This is a genomic window from Rhodanobacter glycinis (genome assembly GCF_900114325.1).
Taxonomy (GTDB): domain Bacteria; phylum Pseudomonadota; class Gammaproteobacteria; order Xanthomonadales; family Rhodanobacteraceae; genus Rhodanobacter_A; species Rhodanobacter_A glycinis.
The window spans coordinates 116,436-132,083 of sequence record NZ_FOSR01000007.1 but is presented as its reverse complement, the minus strand read 5'-3'; the positions used below and the strand labels follow the sequence as shown (position 1 = coordinate 132,083).

Here is a 15,648-nt window from a genome sequence, read left to right as displayed (position 1 = left end):
AGATTTTTCGATGTTCCCCTCGGGTACGGTGCGTGCACCCACACTGGGCTCAGCGGTGATATTCCCCGGCCGACTCCGGCTGGTAATCGATGGTCAGCACGGTCAGCCGGCGCTTCTTGCCATCGGGAGTGGGCCAGTCGATGCGCTTGCCTTTCGACAGGCCCAGCAAGGCGCTGCCTACCGGCGCCAGGATCGACACCGTGCCGGGCTTGCCGGCTGCCTGCGGATACACCAGGGTCAAGGTCAGCTTCTCGTCGTTGGCGTCGTCCTTGAACGTGACCGTGGAATTCATGCTCACCACGTTCTTCGGCATGTCCTTGGGCTCCACCACCTCGGCGCGGTCCAGCTCATCGCGCAACGCCGCACAACCCGCGGCCTGCGCGGCAGGCAGACGCTCCAGCAAAGCCTCGATGCGATCGAGGTCGAGGCGGGAAACGGTGATGGCGGGCTTGCGGCTCATGGTCATTCCTGTGGTGGTCGCGCGAACACACACGCCGGGGCGAAACCGCACCGGCGCGATAGTGAGGGCTGGTTTGTTGCGGCCGGGGTGCGACCGCGTCAGATGAAACTATCCCGACTTTGCGCAGACACGGCGTGAAAAACAAGCTGTCACGGCAAGTATCAGACCGGCCGCGCCACGACATGCCGTCGGACAGTACCCGTGGCGAGCGCTGGGTTCGTGCATTCCACGCCGCGAAAAACCTCTCTGCGAACGGATGGCGCTGCCGTAGTTGCTGGCGGACTGTTACTCTTTTCCGGTGCGGTGTGCTGCACCGAAACATGTTCCAGAGGAGTTTTCATGCGAAGGCTGATCGCCCTGGCGGCGCTGTTTGGCTGCACGCCAGCGTGTGCGTCCGAAACCGGCGCCAACGTCAATTTCCACCTGACCTCGCACCCGGTCGGCTGGCTGGCGCTGGCGTTGTTCGTGCTCGCCTACGTCGCCGTGATACTGGAGGAACGCATTCATCTCGCCAAGTCCAAGCCGGTGGTGCTTGCCGCCGCGCTGATCTGGGGGCTGATCGCCTGGACGACCGGGGGTGCCGGCGGTACGCACGAAGCCCAGCAGGCTTTCGATGCGATGTTCCTCGAATACTCGGAAATCTTCTTCTTCCTGGTCGTGGCGATGACCTACGTCACCGCGATGGGCGAGCGCAACGTGTTCGAGGCCCTGCGCACGCAGTTGACCCGGCGCCGTTTCAGTTATCGCTCGTTGTTCTGGATTACCGGCTTGCTGGCATTCTCCCTGTCGCCGATGCTGGACAACCTGACCACCGCACTGGTGATGTCCGCCGTGATCCTCGCGGTCGGCGCCGGCAATGGACGCTTCACCACGCTGGCCCTGATCAACCTGGTGGTAGCCGCCAACGCTGGCGGCGCGTGGAGCGCCTTCGGCGACATCACCACGCTGATGGTGTGGCAGGCCAACAAGGCGCAGTTCTTCGATTTCTTCCATATCTTCGCGCCCGCCCTGGTCAACTGGCTGGTACCCGCACTGGCGATGAACTTTGCCCTGCCCAAGGGCAGCCCCGAGCCCGCCGAGGGCAGCAGCCCGATCAAGCACGGCGGCATCAGCATCTGCCTGACGTTCGCGCTGACCGTGGCCATCACCGTGATCGGCCGCCAATGGCTGGGCATGCCGGCCACCTACGGCATGCTGACCGGACTGGCGCTGTTGAACCTGCTGGCTACCCGCATCGATTACCGGCAGCGGCACTACGCGCTGGCCCAGGGCATGGAGCCGCAGACCTATTCGATCTTCCGCATCATCGCCAACGCCGAATGGGACACCTTGCTGTTTTTCTATGGCGTGTTCGCCTGCGTCGGCGGCCTGGCCGCGCTCGGCTACCTGGAACTGGCGTCGACGCACCTGTACGGCAACCTGGGTTTCACCGCGGCCAACTCGATCATGGGCCTGCTGTCGGCGATCGTGGACAACATCCCGATCATGTTCGCCGTGCTGAAAATGAACCCGCCGATGGACCAGGGCCAATGGTTGCTGATCACGCTGACCGCCGGCGTCGGTGGCAGCCTGTTGTCGGTCGGCTCGGCTGCCGGCGTGGCCCTGATGGGTGCCTCGCGCGGCCAGTACACGTTCATGCGACACCTGCGCTGGAGCTGGGCGATCGCACTCGGCTACGTTGCCAGCATCGCCCTGCACTTGTGGATGAACGCCCATCTGTTCGGCGGCCATTGACGCCGCCCTGCCCCGCACGGAAACCGGAGCCACCGTCCCATGCATCATGCCAGTGACATCCTGCTGACCATCTTCATCATCTTCATCGCCGCACAGATCGGCGCGGAGATCGCGCAACGGCTGAAGCTGCCTGGTGTGGTCGGGGAAATCGCCGCCGGTTGCGTCGTCGGCCCGTCGATCCTTGGCTGGCTGCAGCCCGCGCAAATCATCCCGGGGTCGCCGCTGGACGTGCTGGCCGAGCTTGGCGTGGTGCTGCTGCTGTTTTCGGTGGGCCTGGAAACCCGCCTCGACGACCTGAAGAAAGTCGGCAAGAGCGCGGTGCTGGTCGGCGTCCTCGGCGTATTGCTGCCCTTCGGCGCCGGCGCACTGTGGGCGCACGGCGAAGGCTTCGCCTGGGTGAAGTCGCTGTTTGTCGCGGCCGCCTTCGTGGCCACCTCGGCCGGCATCACGGCTCGCGTGCTGCAAGAGCTTGGCGTGCTTCAGCGCACCGAGAGCCGGGTCATCCTGGGGGCCGCCGTGATCGACGACATCCTCGCCATGCTGCTGCTCGGCGTGGTCTCCTCGCTGCAGGGCGGCGGCTCGCTGGACGTGTATTCGCTGTTGTTGACCCTGGGCGGCGCCATCGGCTTCGTCGCCGTCATCGGCTGGGGCGGAACCAAGGTGATGCGGCGCCAGTCGGGCTGGCTGGAAGCGCCGATCAGCCCGCATTCGGCGCTGACCCTGGTGCTGGCCCTCTGCCTGGGCCTGGCCTGGTTGTCGACCCGCTTCGGCCTGGCGGCGATCATCGGCGCTTTCCTCGCCGGCATGATCGCTTCGGAAACACGCCAGCGCGACGAGCTCGAACACAAGACGCTGCCGTTGCTGGCGTTCCTCACCCCGTTCTTCTTCGTCATCACCGGCGCCAAGATCAACCTGGCCGAACTGGCCAGCGGCCAAGCCTTGTTGATGCTGCTGGTGGTCACCCTTGTCGCGATCGCCTCCAAGCTGGCCGGCGGCTTCCTCGGCGCACTCTCGCTGGGCAAGCGCAGCGCCACCATCGTCGGCTTCGGCATGGTGCCGCGTGGCGAAGTGGGCGTGGTGATCGCCAGCCTCGGCCTGGCCGCCGGTGTCTTCAGCGACCGCATCTACGCGATCATCGTGGCGATGTCCCTGCTCACCGCGATGGTGACGCCGCCGATACTGGCGTGGCTGCTGCGCCACGCCGCGCCGGCCGATGCCTCTGCGGACTCCGCACGAGAATCCGGCCAGTAACCGAAAAGGGGGGGGAGCCTCGGCGCTCCGTTTGCGCAAGACAAAAAAACAGCCGGACAAGGCCGGCTGTTCGATGTGCAATGGAGGCCAGGGTCGGAATCGAACCGGCGTACGCGGATTTGCAGTCCGCTGCATGACCACTCTGCCACCTGGCCATTGCGTGCGAGCCATCATCAGGACGATGACAGTCGCCGATAAAACAAAACCCCGGGAAGCCGAGGTTTTGCGAAAAACTGGAGCGGGAAACGAGACTCGAACTCGCGACCCCGACCTTGGCAAGGTCGTGCTCTACCAACTGAGCTATTCCCGCATCGGAGCCCGTTATCTTAGCAGAAGAATGCCGGATGGGAAGCCCCCGCGGCGAGATCTTTCGCCACTGTCTTCCGGCTCGCATCGGCACTCCGGCACCCTCGCGAGAAGTCTCCCCAGCGGCTCGGCAAAAGCAAAAAGACACTCTCCACCATGCAAACTCGCGCACATCAAACGGCGAAGCCCCGACACAAGGCCGGGGCTTCAATCCGAAATCTGGAGCGGGAAACGAGACTCGAACTCGCGACCCCGACCTTGGCAAGGTCGTGCTCTACCAACTGAGCTATTCCCGCATCGGAGGCGCGCATTCTAATACGTGGAACCGGATCGTCAAGCCCACGCGTCGCGCATCATTCATTCGGAGGGATCGTTCGTCCCGCGATCCTGCAGGCTGGGCCACGCTGCACGCAGGTAGGTCAGGCCCGACCAGATCGTCAGCACGCCGGCGATCACCAGCAGCCATTCGCCGATGTTGTACAGGCTGAGCAGCTTGGCTTCCTTTTCGTGCTGCACGATCAGCACCACCAGCGCCACCATCTGCATCACCGTCTTCAGCTTGCCGATGAAGGCCACCTTGACCGTGGCACGCATGCCGATCTCGGCCATCCACTCGCGCAACGCCGATACGCTGATCTCGCGACCGACGATGATCGCCGCAGTCACTGCCATCAGGATGCTTGACCAACCGGGGCGATGCGCCTCCACCAGCAGGAACAGCGTCACCGCCACCATCAGCTTGTCGGCCACCGGGTCCAGGAAGGCACCGAAGGCTGAAGTGAGATTCATGCGGCGAGCCAGATAGCCGTCCAGCCAATCGGTGACGGCGGCCAGCACGAACACGATCGCCGCGGTGATGTTGTGCCCCCGGAACGGCAGGTAGAAAACGACCACCATCACCGGCAGCAGCGCCACGCGGAACAGGGTCAACCAGGTGGGTAAATTGATGCGCATGGCTCGCTTCCGGATTTCTGGGCCCAGTGTCGCATGGTTTGCAAGTGGGCTGCCCGCGCAATATGCCGCTCAGCCGTGCAACGCCGCGTAAATGCGTTCGGCCAGGCCGCGGTCGATGCCTTTCACCCGCATCAACTCTTCCACGCCTGCCGCCTCCACGCCAGCCAGGCCACCGAAGGTTCGCAGCAACGCGGAACGGCGGCGCGCGCCGACGCCGGGCACGTCTTCCAGCACGCTGCGTTCGCGCGCCTTCTCGCGTCGTTTGCGATGACCACTGATGGCGAAGCGGTGCGACTCGTCGCGCACGGCCGCCACCAGATGCAGCGCGGGCGACGCCGGCCCGGGATGGATCTCGCGGCCGGGGCTGCCCGGCGGCCGGTCGGCCAGGATCAGGGTCTCTTCGCCGGCGCGTCGGGCCGGCCCCTTGGCCACGCCGACCACATGGATCCTTTCGACACCCAGGCCCTTCAGCACGTCCAGCGCCTGCGCCACCTGCCCATCGCCGCCGTCGATCAGCAGCACGTCGGGGCGCGCGCCCTCGCCTTCAGCCACTTTGCGGAAGCGCCGCGTCAGCGCCTGGTGCATGGCGGCATAATCGTCGCCGGGCGTGATGCCGTCGATGTTGAATCGACGGTAATGGGATTTTTCCGGGCCTTCCGGACCGAACACCACGCACGAGGCCACAGTCAGTTCGCCACGCGTGTGGCTGATGTCGAAACATTCCAGCCGTCGCGGCGGCTCGGGCAACCCGAGCAGTTTCTGCAAATCCTCGAAACGCGTTCCCAGCGTCTGCCGGCTGGCCAGTCGCTGGGTCAGCGAGGCCTGCGCGTTGCGCTCGGCCATCTGCAGGAAACGCGCGCGTTCGCCACGCACGCGGGTCTTCAGCTCCACCGCGTGCCCGGCATGCTGCGCCAGCAGCTCGGCGAGAATCTCCTGATCGGCGAGGGCCTCGCCAAGAATCAGCTCGCGTGGCACCGGACGCTCCAGGTAGTACTGCGCGATGAACTGCGTCAGCACATCGCCCGGCTCGGCATCCAGCGGCAGGCGCGGGAAGAAATCGCGCGTGCCAAGACTGATGCCGTCGCGGAAGAACAGCACGCTGACGCAAGCCATGCCCGACTCGATGCGGCAGGCGATCACGTCCATGTCGGCACTGGCACCCTGCACGTGGTGCTGCGCCTGCAACTGGCGCAAGGCCGCCACCTGGTCGCGCAACGCGGCCGCGCGTTCGAACTGCAATGCCCGACTGGCCTGCTCCATCCCGGCAGCCAGCTCGTCGATCACCGCACTGCTGCGCCCTTCCAGAAACATCTCGGCATGGCGCACGTCGCGGCGGTAATCCTCCACCGAAATCAGCGCAACGCATGGCGCGGTACAGCGGCCGATCTGATGCTGCAGGCATGGCCGTGAGCGGTTGCGGAAATAGCTGTCCTCGCACTGGCGCACCTTGAACAGCTTCTGCATCAGGCTGAGGCTTTCACGCACCGCGAACGTGCTCGGGTAAGGCCCGAAATAGCGCCCGGGAAGATTCTTCGCGCCACGATGGAAGGCCAGCCGCGGATAGTCCTCGCCACCGGACAGGTAGATGTAGGGATAGCTCTTGTCGTCGCGCAGCAGGATGTTGTAACGCGGCTTGAGCGACTTGATCAGCTGCGATTCCAGCAGCAGCGCCTCGCCCTCGGTGCGCGTCACGGTGATCTCGGCGCGCGCGATCTGCGCCACCATCGCGGCAATGCGCGGCTCCATCCGTGGTTTCAGGAAGTAGCTGCCGACACGCTTCTTCAGGTTGCCGGCCTTGCCCACGTACAGCAGCTCGTCCTCCGCATCGAAGTAACGGTAGACGCCGGGCGAGGTAGTCAGGGTGTGGACGAAGGCCTTGCCATCGAAGGCCTGCGGCGATGTAGGCTGCATGCGTGGATTCTATCTGGTCCCGGCCTGCGATTCGTGCGTCCGGCACCGTTATCATGCCCTGCCTGACCACCGCCGGAGACCGCCGCATGGGTTGCCTGCCCATTCCCATCCTGTTCGTGCTCGGTGTCGTGATCGGCTCCGTGTTCTGGGGCGATCGCGGCGCACTCTGGGGCGCGGGCATCGGCCTGGCCATGGGGCTGGGGCTGGCCAGCGCCTTTATCGCGCTGCTGCGCCGGCGCCGCTGAGGCTCTCAGCCCGCGGACTGCAACCAGCGCTCGGCGCGTTCCAGATCGGATTCGGTATCGATACCTGGCGGAAACGGTTCCGGCGTCAACCGCACGGCGATCGCGTGTCCGTGTTCGAGCACGCGCAATTGCTCCAGCGATTCCGCCTGTTCCAGTGGCGTGCGCGGCAACTGCGCGTACTGGCCGAGGAAACCTGCGCGATAGGCATAGATGCCGATATGGCGCAGAAACGGCATACCGATCGGCAAGGCATCTCGGTCTGCGGCAAACGCATCGCGCGCCCACGGCAACGGTGCCCGGCTGAAATACAGCGCCCGACCATTGCCCCCGCGCACCAGCTTCACCACGTTCGGATCGAACAACTCGTGCGCATCGGTGATTGGCGTGGCCAGCGTGGCCATCGGCGCATCGTCCTCGGCCAGGGCCCGCGCCACCTCACGAATCCCGGCGGCCGGCGCAAACGGCTCATCGCCTTGCAGGTTCACCACGATAGCGTCGTCGGGCCAGCCACATTGAGCTGCGCATTCGGCCAGACGATCACTGCCTGAGGCATGGTCGGCCCGGGTCATGCACACCTGCACGCCCTGTCCGTCCAGTGCCTCGGCGATGCGCGCGTCGTCGACCGCCACCACCACCTGCATGGCACCGGCCTGCAAGGCACGCTGCGCCACGCGAACCACCATCGGCACACCACCGATCTCGCGCAACGGCTTGGCCGGCAGCCGGGTGGAACCGTAACGGGCGGGAATGGCGACGATGAACGGCGGAACGGTAGACATGATGGGCTCGGGCAGAAACTGGCTGCGACTTTAACCCAATTGCCACTGCCGGCCGCAGGAGCGCAAACCATCGCAAGCCCGAAGCCTCACCCATCTCCCGGCGGGAAAGAGGCTCAAGCGTCGCATGGTGCAACCCGCCGCATGCCAGCCGCACCGATTGTCAGTCCGCGACGCCCAGCGCAAATCCGCAGCCGTTGGCCAGATCCATGAAGCCGGGAAATGAAGTGGCCACATGGCGGCACTCATTGATTCGCACCGCCCCGCCAGCCACCAGCCCGGCCACCGCGAAGCTCATCGCGATACGGTGATCGGTGAGGCTTTCCACCGTGCCCCCGGTCAGCGCACCGCCTTCGATGATCGCGCCATCGGGTGTTTCCTCGATCTGCGCGCCCAAGGTTCGCAAACCCGTCGCCATGGTGGCGAGCCGATCGGATTCCTTCACGCGCAGCTCGGCGGCACCGCGGATCACGCTGCGGCCGTTGGCCACGGACGCGGCCACGAACAGTGCAGGGAATTCGTCGATCATGTCCGGCACCAGCGACTCGGGGAACTCGGCGCCATGCAATGCGGCATGACGCACCAGCAGATCGCCCACCGGCTCGCCGCCGCTTTCGCGCTCGTTCTCGACGCGGATGTCCGCCCCCATCAGGCGCAAGGCCTGCAGCAGGCCGGTGCGCCGCGGATTCAGGCCTACGGCGGAAAGTCGCAGTTCGGAGCCTGGCACGATGCTGGCCGCAACCAGGAAGAATGCCGCCGAGGAAAAATCCGCCGGCACGTCGACGTCGACGGCATGCAAGGCATGTCCGCCCGAAAGCTTTGCGCGACCCGGCTCGAAGACAATCGGCCAGCCAAAGGCGGCTAGCATGCGCTCGGTGTAGTCGCGCGTGGGATGCGGCTCGACCACTTCGGTTTCGCCTTCGGCATACAGGCCAGCCAGCAACAACGCCGACTTCACCTGCGCGCTGGCCACCGGCAATTCGTAACGGATGCCACGCAGGGAGTGGCCACCGCGCACGACCAGCGGCGGCAAACCCTCGCGGGTATCGATACGTGCACCCATGGCCGCCAACGGATCGGTTACGCGCCGCATCGGTCGCTTCGACAACGAGGCATCGCCCACCAGCGTGCTGTCGAACGCCTGCCCGGCGAGCAAGCCCGCGAGCAGGCGCATGCCGGTGCCGGCATTGCCGCAATCCAGCGCCTGCACACTCGCACGCAGGCCGTGCAAGCCCACGCCGTGTACCACGCGCTCACCATCGGCCGGCGTCTCGATGCGCACGCCCAACTGGGCCAGTACCGCAGCGGTGGCGCGGGTATCCTCGCCTTCCAGGAAACCGCGGATACGCGTGCGGCCGTCGGCCAGCGCCGAAAGCATCAGCGCACGATGCGACACGGATTTGTCGCCAGGTACGCGAACAGTTCCCCGCAGCGGCCCGGCGGGGCCACTGCGCCAGTCCAGCCGAGCGCTCACGGCAAGGCTACCGGGTAGGAGCCGAGCACGCGCAATTGCGCCACGGATTGCTCGATGTCCTTCACCGCACCCTGCAGTGCTTCATCGTTGATATGTCCCGAGACATCGATGAAGAACGCGTACTGCCACTTGCCCGAGTGCGCCGGGCGCGACTCGATGCGGTTGAGGCTGACGTCATGCCTGGCGAACGGGCTGAGCACGTCGTAGAGCGCGCCTGGCTTGTCGTTCACCGTGATCAGCAGCGAGGTGCGATCGTTGCCGGACGGCGGAAACAGCGAGCGACCGATCACCAGGAAGCGCGTGGTGTTGTCGGCACGATCCTCGATGCCGGTGGCCAGCGTCTTCAGCCCGTAAACCTTGCCAGCCGTTTCGCCGGCGATCGCACCGACGTCGTCGGCATGCCGGGCCAGCCGCGCCGCCTCGGCATTGCTGCTGACCGCCTCGCATTCCACGCCAGGCAGGTTCATGCGCAGCCACGTTTTGCACTGTTGCAACGACTGCGCGTGCGCGTAGACGCGCTTGATGTTTTCCAGCTTGCCGGCCATGGAATGCAGGCACTGGTGCACGCGCAGTTCCACTTCGCCGCAGATCCGCGCGTCGGAGGTGAGGAACATGTCCAGGGTCACCTGGATCATGCCCTGACCGGAATTCTCCACCGGCACCACGCCGAAATCGGCATGACCGGCGGCCACTTCCTGGAACACCTCTTCGATGCTGCCCAGCGGCAGGCCATAGGCGGCATGGCCGAAATGCTTGCGCACCGCCTGCTCGCTGAAGGTGCCCTCGGGGCCGAGGTAACCGATCTTCAGCGGATCCTCCTGCGCCAGGCACGAGGACATGATCTCGCGGAACAGGCGCACCATTTCGGCATCCGGCAATGGCCCCTTGTTGCGGTCCACCACCATGCGCAGCACGTGGGCTTCGCGTTCCGGACGGTAATAGTCGATGGCCGAGAGGCCTTCGCCCTTCACCTTCGCCACTTCCTGCGCCCAGTTCGCGCGTTCGGAGATCAATTCCTGGATCTGCCGGTCGATGCTGTCGATGCGCTCGCGCACCTCGGGCAGGGAGGTTTTCGTATCGGTCATTTCGGCAGTCTTGGCGTAAAGAAGTCCAAACGGTGAACGGGCATGATGCCTGAAAAGTTTCAGCCGTGCCGGCGCGCGAAGTCACCCATGAACGCCACCAGTGCATCCACCGCGGCCAGCGGCACTGCGTTGTACAGCGAGGCACGCATGCCACCGAGCGCCTTGTGGCCCTTCAATGCCATCAGGCCGGCCGCCTCGGATTCCTTCAGGAAATCGGCATCGAGCGCACTGTCGTGCAGGGTGAATGGCACATTCATGCGCGAGCGCGCGGCCGGATCGACCGGGTTGCGGTAATAGCCACCGGAGCCGTCGATCGCCGCATACAGCTTTTCGGCCTTGGCCCGGTTGCGCTCACCCATGGCCGCCACGCCGCCCTGCTCTTTCAGCCACTCGAAGGTGAGCCCGGCCAGATACCAGCCCCAGGTGTTGGGGGTGTTGAGCATGGATGCCGCGGCGGCGTGCTCGGCATAGCGGAAGATCCGCGCCATCGGCCGCGAGCTGCGTTCCAGCAGATCGCGACGCACGATCATCAACACCAGCCCGGAGGGCCCGATGTTCTTCTGCGCACCGGCATAGATCAGCCCGAAGCGCGACACGTCGAGCGGTTCGGACAGGATGTTCGAGGACATGTCCGCCACCAGCGGCACGTCGCCCACCACAGGTACGTCATGGTATTCCACGCCGTGGATGGTCTCGTTCGGCGTGTAGTGCACGTAGGCTGCGCGCGGATCGAGCTGCCAGCTTTCGCGTGGCGGCAGCCGCAGATAATTGTCGGCCTGGCTGCTGGCCGCCACGTTGACGCGAACATAAGGCGCGGCCTCACCGGCCGCCTTCGCGCCCCAATGGCCGTTGACGACGTAGTCGGCGCTGTCGCCCTCGCCCGCCAGGTTCATCGGAATCTGGGCGAAATGCTGGGTGGCACCGCCTTGCAGGAACAGCACGGCATAGTCGGCAGGAATGGCCAGCAGTTCGCGCAGATCGGCCTCGACCCGTTCGGCCATCGCGATGAAGCGCTTGCCGCGATGCGACTGCTCCATCACCGATGCGCCACTGCCGTTCCAGTCCAGCAACTCGCGCTGCGCGCGCTCGAGTACCGGAGGCGGCAGGGCCGCCGGGCCCGCACTGAAATTCCAGACCTGACTCACCGTTCGACTTCCCGTGGCTGCGTTCAGCGCATTATGCCGCGCCGCAGCAACCGGTCGTCAATGGCCATTCGGCACAAGCCCGATAGCGGCCCAGGAGCGTGGGCGGCAGAAATCTTCCGGGCTGCAAAAGCGCCTGCGTGGTCCATATTTCCATCGCTTCTTGGCCCATAGAACCACTATGGGCCGGCGAATCGTCGAAAATCTGTCCTCACGCAGCCACTTTTTCGCCTCGAAAGTTTCTACCGCCCACGCTCCTAGAAACGAACCAGCAACACCAGGGCAATGCCCAGGGCAATCACCGCGGCGGTGGCGATCAGCCACCACACCTCGCCACGCGGGCCAGCCTCGTCTTCGGGCAAACGCTTCGGCGCAGGCGGTTCCGGCATCACGATCTCGGGCTCCGGGCGCATGCCGGGGGCATCGATCACGAAGCGATGCATGGCCACGCCGATCTGGTCACCGGGCGACAACCGCGCCGTTTGCACGACCCTGCCATTGAGACGCAGCGGGTAACGCGTTGAAGCTTGCGCCCCACCTTCCAGCAACAAATGGCCATCGCGCCAGGAAATGTACAGCGCGGTGGATTCGTCCTGCGGCAACTCCAGCGGCAAGTGGCCTCCCGGCCCCAACTCCAGCCGGTCGCGCAACGGCAGCACGCGACCGGACAGCGGACCTGCGACCGCCCGCAGCGCCACCGTGCAGCGCTGCCGCTCGGATACGGGCGGAAGGTCGTGGACGACTTCGTCATCGGCGCTCAACAGCATGCGACACGTTCCCACGCTGAGCATGTCGCCCGCCCGCAGGATGGCTCGCTCACGTACCGGTCGCGCGTTCACATAGATGCGGCCAGCCGACGGCAACACCTGCAGCACCAGCCCCCGATGATCCTGCTGGATGTGCAGATGGTGCGGATTGGCCTGATCGGCAGCCAGCACCAGATCGTTGTCCGGTGCGCTGCCGATACGCAATTGTGGCTGCGTCCACGGGAACGATTCACGGGCGGAGTGGGGAAACTGGATGCGCATGGACGGGCCGATACCTGATCAGCGAACTTTAGCAGCCTGCCGGGCTTTGGTGGTCGAGGCGCGAGGCCGGACTGTCGACGATTCGCCGAGCCATCGTGGTTCCCTGGCGAGCAAAACGACGGAAACACGCACCGCACTACCGCCACGGCAAACCGGTCGGCCCAAACCCGACAGATAACGGCCAGAAAGCCGGCACCTCGCCATGCCGGCTCCCGTATCATGTCGACACTTTTCGCATCGAAGCCCCGCCATGCCCAGTATCGACATCCGCCGCCCCCATGCCCTGCCCCTGGCCGAAGCCCGCGCCATCGTCGACAAGGTGGGCAGCCGCATGCAGGAAAAATTCGGCATGACCAGCCAGTGGCAAGGCGATACGCTGAATTTTTCACGCTCCGGCGTGAAGGGCAGCATCGCGGTGGCCGCCAACGAGATTCGCGTCAACGCCGAGCTCGGCCTGATGCTGGCACCGCTCAAGGGCATGGTGGAACAGGAGATCCAGCGCAAGCTGGACGAGCATTTCGCCTGAAAGCCCGTCTTGCGCCCTGGAAACGGGTCTTCTGACGAATCTTTAACCAGACGCCGGAACGTGGCATAATCGACGGCTTACGCAGCCACGACGGCTGTGCGCGAACCCTTGGGAACACATGGCCAAAGACGACGTCATCGAAATGGAAGGCACGGTCCTTGAGACCCTGCCCAATACCATGTTCCGTGTGCAACTGGAAAACGGGCACGTGGTCATTGCCCATATTTCCGGCCGCATGCGCAAGCATTACATCCGCATCCTGACCGGCGACAAGGTCAAGATCGAGATGACTCCATACGACCTGACCAAGGGCCGCATCACCTACCGCATGAAGTAACGGCGGGTACGCATCGAAACAAAAGGGCCGCGCATCGCGCGGCCCTTTTGTGTTGCCCGGCGTTTGGGAGCGCCACCGCTCCCGCCGGCTATTCCACCACCGCCGGCAGTTTTTCCGCCGCCTCGGTGCGCACCTGCAGTTCGCCGTCCTTCACGCCAAGCATCACCTTGCCGCCTTCGGACAGCTTGCCGAACAGCAGCTCGTCGGCCAGTGCGCGTTTCACCTTTTCCTGGATCACCCGCGCCATCGGGCGCGCGCCCATCTGCGGGTCGAAGCCGTGCTCGGCGAGCCAGTGGCGGGCATCGGCGTCCACGTCCAGCGCGACGTGCTTGTCCGCCAGTTGTGCCTCCAGCTCGATCAGGAACTTGTCCACCACACGCAGGATGTGCTCGAAGTCCAGCGCGCCGAACTGGATGATCGCATCCAGCCGGTTGCGGAACTCCGGCGTGAAGGTGCGGCGGATCACTTCCATGGCGTCGGTGACGTGGCTCTGCTCCACGAAGCCGATACTGCGCCGCGAGGCCTGGACCGCACCGGCATTGGTGGTCATCACCACGATCACGTTCTTGAAATTCGCCTCGCGACCGTTGGTGTCGGTGAGCACGCCGCGATCCATGATCTGCAGCAGCACGTTGAAGACATCCGGATGCGCCTTCTCGATCTCGTCCAGCAGCAGCACCGCATGCGGATGCTTGGTGACGGCCTCGGTCAGCAGGCCGCCCTGGTCGAATCCGACGTAACCCGGAGGGGCGCCGACCAGCCGCGAGACCGAATGCGCCTCCATGTATTCGGACATGTCGAAGCGGATCATCTCGATGCCCAGCTGCATCGCCAGTTGCTTGGTGACTTCGGTCTTGCCCACGCCGGTGGGACCTGCGAGCAGGAAGCTGCCGATCGGCTTGGACGGATCGGCCAGGCCGGAGCGCGCCATCTTGATCGAGGCAGCCAGCGCCTCGATCGCCGGGTCCTGTCCGAACACCACCATTTTCAGGTTGCGCTCCAGGTTCTTCAGCACATCGCGATCCGAAGCCGACACCTGCTTGGCCGGAATGCGTGCCATCTTGGCGACGATGTACTCCACCTCGGGCACGTCGACCCGGCCAGTGCGCTCGTCTTCCGGCAGCAGCCGCTGGCGCGCACCTGCCTCGTCGATGACGTCGATGGCCTTGTCCGGCAGCAGGCGGTCGGGGATGTGCTTCACCGAAAGATCCACTGCCGCCCTCAACGCCTCGTTGGTATAGACCACGTTGTGGTGTTCCTCGAAGCGCGAACGCAGGCCCTTGAGGATCTCGATACTGTCCATCACGGTGGGTTCCACTACGTCGATCTTCTGGAAGCGCCGCGCCAGCGCGCGGTCCTTCTCGAAGATGCCGCGGAATTCCTGGAACGTGGTCGAACCGATGCAGCGCAGCTCGCCCGACGCCAGCATCGGCTTGATCAGGTTCGACGCATCCATGGTGCCGCCCGACGCGGAACCCGCGCCGATGATGGTATGAATCTCGTCGATGAACAGGATCGCGCCCGGCTGCTTCTTCAACTGGGCGATGACGGCCTTCAGCCGCTTCTCGAAGTCGCCGCGATACTTGGTGCCGGCCACCAGCGCGCCCAGGTCCAGCGACCAGATCGTGGCGCTTTCCAGCACCTCGGGCACCTCGCCGTCGACGATGCGCTTGGCCAGCCCTTCGGCCAGCGCGGTCTTGCCCACGCCGGCCTCGCCGACATACAGCGGATTGTTCTTGCGCCGGCGGCACAACACCTGGATGGTGCGTTCGATCTCGTCGGCACGGCCGATCAGCGGATCGATCTTGCCTTCCAGCGCCAACTCGTTGAGGTTGCTGGCGTATTCGACCAGGGGATTGCCCTTGGACTCGCCGCCTTCCTCGCCCTCGCGCTCGCCACCGGCGACACCGGCGGCCGGCTCGTCGCCGATCTTGGCGATGCCGTGCGAGATGTAATTGACCACGTCGAGCCGGGTGATCTCCTGCTGGTGCAGGAAATACACCGCATGCGAATCCTTTTCGCCGAAGATCGCCACCAGCACGTTCGCCCCGGTGACCTCCTTCCGCCCGGAGGATTGCACGTGATAGACCGCCCGCTGCAGCACGCGCTGGAAACCCAGCGTGGGCTGCGTATCGCGCTCGTCACCGTGCGGCAATACCGGCACGGTCTCGGCGATGATCTTCTCGAGCTCGGCCGACAGCCGCGGCAGGTCGGCGCCGCAGGCGCGCAATGCGCCAAGCGCGGATTGATTCTCGGTAAGCGCCAACAGCAGGTGCTCCACGGTCATGAATTCGTGGCGCTGTTCGCGTGCCTGCTTGTAGCACTGACCGATGGTGACTTCGAGATCCTTGCTGAACATTCGGACCTTCTCCGTTGCAAATGGCGAGGGCGTTGCCCGTTGTCCCCGAAATGGGGTCGA

14 protein-coding genes and 3 tRNA genes are annotated in these 15,648 nt (G+C 65.0%); 5 read left to right on the top strand and 12 right to left on the bottom strand.

Translation table 11 applies throughout. The features are described from left to right. Window positions 1–49: 49 nt before the first annotated feature. On the bottom strand, window positions 50–460 hold the full coding sequence (gene rnk / locus BMY90_RS09515; protein ID WP_092703633.1) for a nucleoside diphosphate kinase regulator: 411 nt from the start codon (window positions 458–460) through the stop codon (window positions 50–52). 339 nt (window positions 461–799) lie between these two features. Here rnk and nhaD point away from each other — a divergent pair, with 339 nt between their 5' ends. Both nhaD and BMY90_RS09505 read left to right on the top strand, forming a co-directional pair. Beyond that, window positions 800–2,194, top strand: coding sequence for a sodium:proton antiporter NhaD (nhaD, locus tag BMY90_RS09510; RefSeq protein WP_092703506.1), 1,395 nt, complete (start codon window positions 800–802; stop codon window positions 2,192–2,194). Between the two features lie 39 nt (window positions 2,195–2,233). Continuing rightward, window positions 2,234–3,445 carry a cation:proton antiporter gene (locus BMY90_RS09505; RefSeq protein ID WP_092703504.1) on the top strand — a complete coding sequence of 404 codons (1,212 nt, stop codon included), beginning with the start codon at window positions 2,234–2,236 and terminating at the stop codon, window positions 3,443–3,445. A gap of 81 nt (window positions 3,446–3,526) precedes the next feature. Here the strand turns inward: BMY90_RS09505 and BMY90_RS09500 are convergent. The 5 genes from BMY90_RS09500 to uvrC form a co-directional block, all read right to left on the bottom strand. Continuing rightward, a tRNA-Cys gene (locus BMY90_RS09500) sits at window positions 3,527–3,600 on the bottom strand. Between the two features lie 79 nt (window positions 3,601–3,679). Next, window positions 3,680–3,755 (bottom strand) — tRNA-Gly (locus BMY90_RS09495). A gap of 216 nt (window positions 3,756–3,971) precedes the next feature. Then, window positions 3,972–4,047: transfer RNA gene (locus tag BMY90_RS09490), tRNA-Gly, on the bottom strand. A 61-nt stretch (window positions 4,048–4,108) separates the two neighbouring features. Then, the gene (pgsA, locus tag BMY90_RS09485) at window positions 4,109–4,705 is read right to left on the bottom strand and encodes a CDP-diacylglycerol--glycerol-3-phosphate 3-phosphatidyltransferase (protein ID WP_008214708.1); all 597 of its coding nucleotides are present in this window, start codon (window positions 4,703–4,705) and stop codon (window positions 4,109–4,111) included. 69 nt (window positions 4,706–4,774) lie between these two features. Then, window positions 4,775–6,616 carry an excinuclease ABC subunit UvrC gene (gene uvrC, locus BMY90_RS09480; protein WP_092703502.1) on the bottom strand — a complete coding sequence of 614 codons (1,842 nt, stop codon included), beginning with the start codon at window positions 6,614–6,616 and terminating at the stop codon, window positions 4,775–4,777. A gap of 86 nt (window positions 6,617–6,702) precedes the next feature. Here uvrC and BMY90_RS17225 point away from each other — a divergent pair, with 86 nt between their 5' ends. Next, window positions 6,703–6,861 (top strand): hypothetical protein, encoded by a 159-nt coding sequence (locus tag BMY90_RS17225; protein ID WP_008213872.1) that lies wholly within the window; start codon window positions 6,703–6,705, stop codon window positions 6,859–6,861. A 5-nt stretch (window positions 6,862–6,866) separates the two neighbouring features. On the opposite strand, the gene kdsB is transcribed toward BMY90_RS17225, so the two are convergent. The 5 genes from kdsB to BMY90_RS09455 all read right to left on the bottom strand — a co-directional run bounded on the left by kdsB (window position 6,867) and on the right by BMY90_RS09455 (window position 12,366). Then, entirely contained in the window at window positions 6,867–7,640 is a 774-nt protein-coding gene (gene kdsB, locus BMY90_RS09475) for a 3-deoxy-manno-octulosonate cytidylyltransferase (protein ID WP_175481546.1), read from the bottom strand. Window positions 7,641–7,800: 160 nt separating this feature from the next. Beyond that, a complete protein-coding gene (gene aroA / locus BMY90_RS09470; protein ID WP_092703498.1) occupies window positions 7,801–9,111 on the bottom strand; it encodes a 3-phosphoshikimate 1-carboxyvinyltransferase in 1,311 nt (436 codons plus the stop codon). Next, on the bottom strand, window positions 9,108–10,196 hold the full coding sequence (gene pheA, locus BMY90_RS09465; protein ID WP_092703496.1) for a prephenate dehydratase: 1,089 nt from the start codon (window positions 10,194–10,196) through the stop codon (window positions 9,108–9,110). Before pheA ends, aroA begins: the two co-directional genes overlap by 4 nt. Window positions 10,197–10,255: 59 nt before the next feature. After that, window positions 10,256–11,341 carry a 3-phosphoserine/phosphohydroxythreonine transaminase gene (gene serC / locus BMY90_RS09460; protein WP_092703494.1) on the bottom strand — a complete coding sequence of 362 codons (1,086 nt, stop codon included), beginning with the start codon at window positions 11,339–11,341 and terminating at the stop codon, window positions 10,256–10,258. Window positions 11,342–11,595: 254 nt separating this feature from the next. After that, entirely contained in the window at window positions 11,596–12,366 is a 771-nt protein-coding gene (locus tag BMY90_RS09455; protein WP_092703492.1) for an FHA domain-containing protein, read from the bottom strand. A gap of 250 nt (window positions 12,367–12,616) precedes the next feature. Here BMY90_RS09455 and BMY90_RS09450 point away from each other — a divergent pair, with 250 nt between their 5' ends. Together BMY90_RS09450 and infA are read left to right on the top strand one after the other, a co-directional pair. Beyond that, entirely contained in the window at window positions 12,617–12,892 is a 276-nt protein-coding gene (locus BMY90_RS09450; protein WP_092703490.1) for a polyhydroxyalkanoic acid system family protein, read from the top strand. A gap of 118 nt (window positions 12,893–13,010) precedes the next feature. Continuing rightward, window positions 13,011–13,229, top strand: coding sequence for a translation initiation factor IF-1 (gene infA, locus BMY90_RS09445; protein ID WP_008209748.1), 219 nt, complete (start codon window positions 13,011–13,013; stop codon window positions 13,227–13,229). Between the two features lie 88 nt (window positions 13,230–13,317). Here the strand turns inward: infA and clpA are convergent, their stop codons facing one another. Continuing rightward, entirely contained in the window at window positions 13,318–15,588 is a 2,271-nt protein-coding gene (clpA, locus tag BMY90_RS09440) for an ATP-dependent Clp protease ATP-binding subunit ClpA (RefSeq protein WP_092703488.1), read from the bottom strand. Window positions 15,589–15,648 lie beyond the last annotated feature (60 nt).

What these genes read in the sequence shown, in the direction of transcription:
- rnk (WP_092703633.1), bottom strand. Translation starts at nt 460, where the DNA reads ATGAGCCGCAAGCCCGCCATCACCGTTTCCCGCCTCGACCTCGATCGC.
- nhaD (WP_092703506.1), top strand. Translation starts at nt 800, where the DNA reads ATGCGAAGGCTGATCGCCCTGGCGGCGCTGTTTGGCTGCACGCCAGCG.
- BMY90_RS09505 (WP_092703504.1), top strand. Translation starts at nt 2,234, where the DNA reads ATGCATCATGCCAGTGACATCCTGCTGACCATCTTCATCATCTTCATC.
- pgsA (WP_008214708.1), bottom strand. Translation starts at nt 4,705, where the DNA reads ATGCGCATCAATTTACCCACCTGGTTGACCCTGTTCCGCGTGGCGCTG.
- uvrC (WP_092703502.1), bottom strand. Translation starts at nt 6,616, where the DNA reads ATGCAGCCTACATCGCCGCAGGCCTTCGATGGCAAGGCCTTCGTCCAC.
- BMY90_RS17225 (WP_008213872.1), top strand. Translation starts at nt 6,703, where the DNA reads ATGGGTTGCCTGCCCATTCCCATCCTGTTCGTGCTCGGTGTCGTGATC.
- kdsB (WP_175481546.1), bottom strand. Translation starts at nt 7,640, where the DNA reads ATGTCTACCGTTCCGCCGTTCATCGTCGCCATTCCCGCCCGTTACGGT.
- pheA (WP_092703496.1), bottom strand. Translation starts at nt 10,196, where the DNA reads ATGACCGATACGAAAACCTCCCTGCCCGAGGTGCGCGAGCGCATCGAC.
- BMY90_RS09455 (WP_092703492.1), bottom strand. Translation starts at nt 12,366, where the DNA reads ATGCGCATCCAGTTTCCCCACTCCGCCCGTGAATCGTTCCCGTGGACG.
- BMY90_RS09450 (WP_092703490.1), top strand. Translation starts at nt 12,617, where the DNA reads ATGCCCAGTATCGACATCCGCCGCCCCCATGCCCTGCCCCTGGCCGAA.
- infA (WP_008209748.1), top strand. Translation starts at nt 13,011, where the DNA reads ATGGCCAAAGACGACGTCATCGAAATGGAAGGCACGGTCCTTGAGACC.
- clpA (WP_092703488.1), bottom strand. Translation starts at nt 15,588, where the DNA reads ATGTTCAGCAAGGATCTCGAAGTCACCATCGGTCAGTGCTACAAGCAG.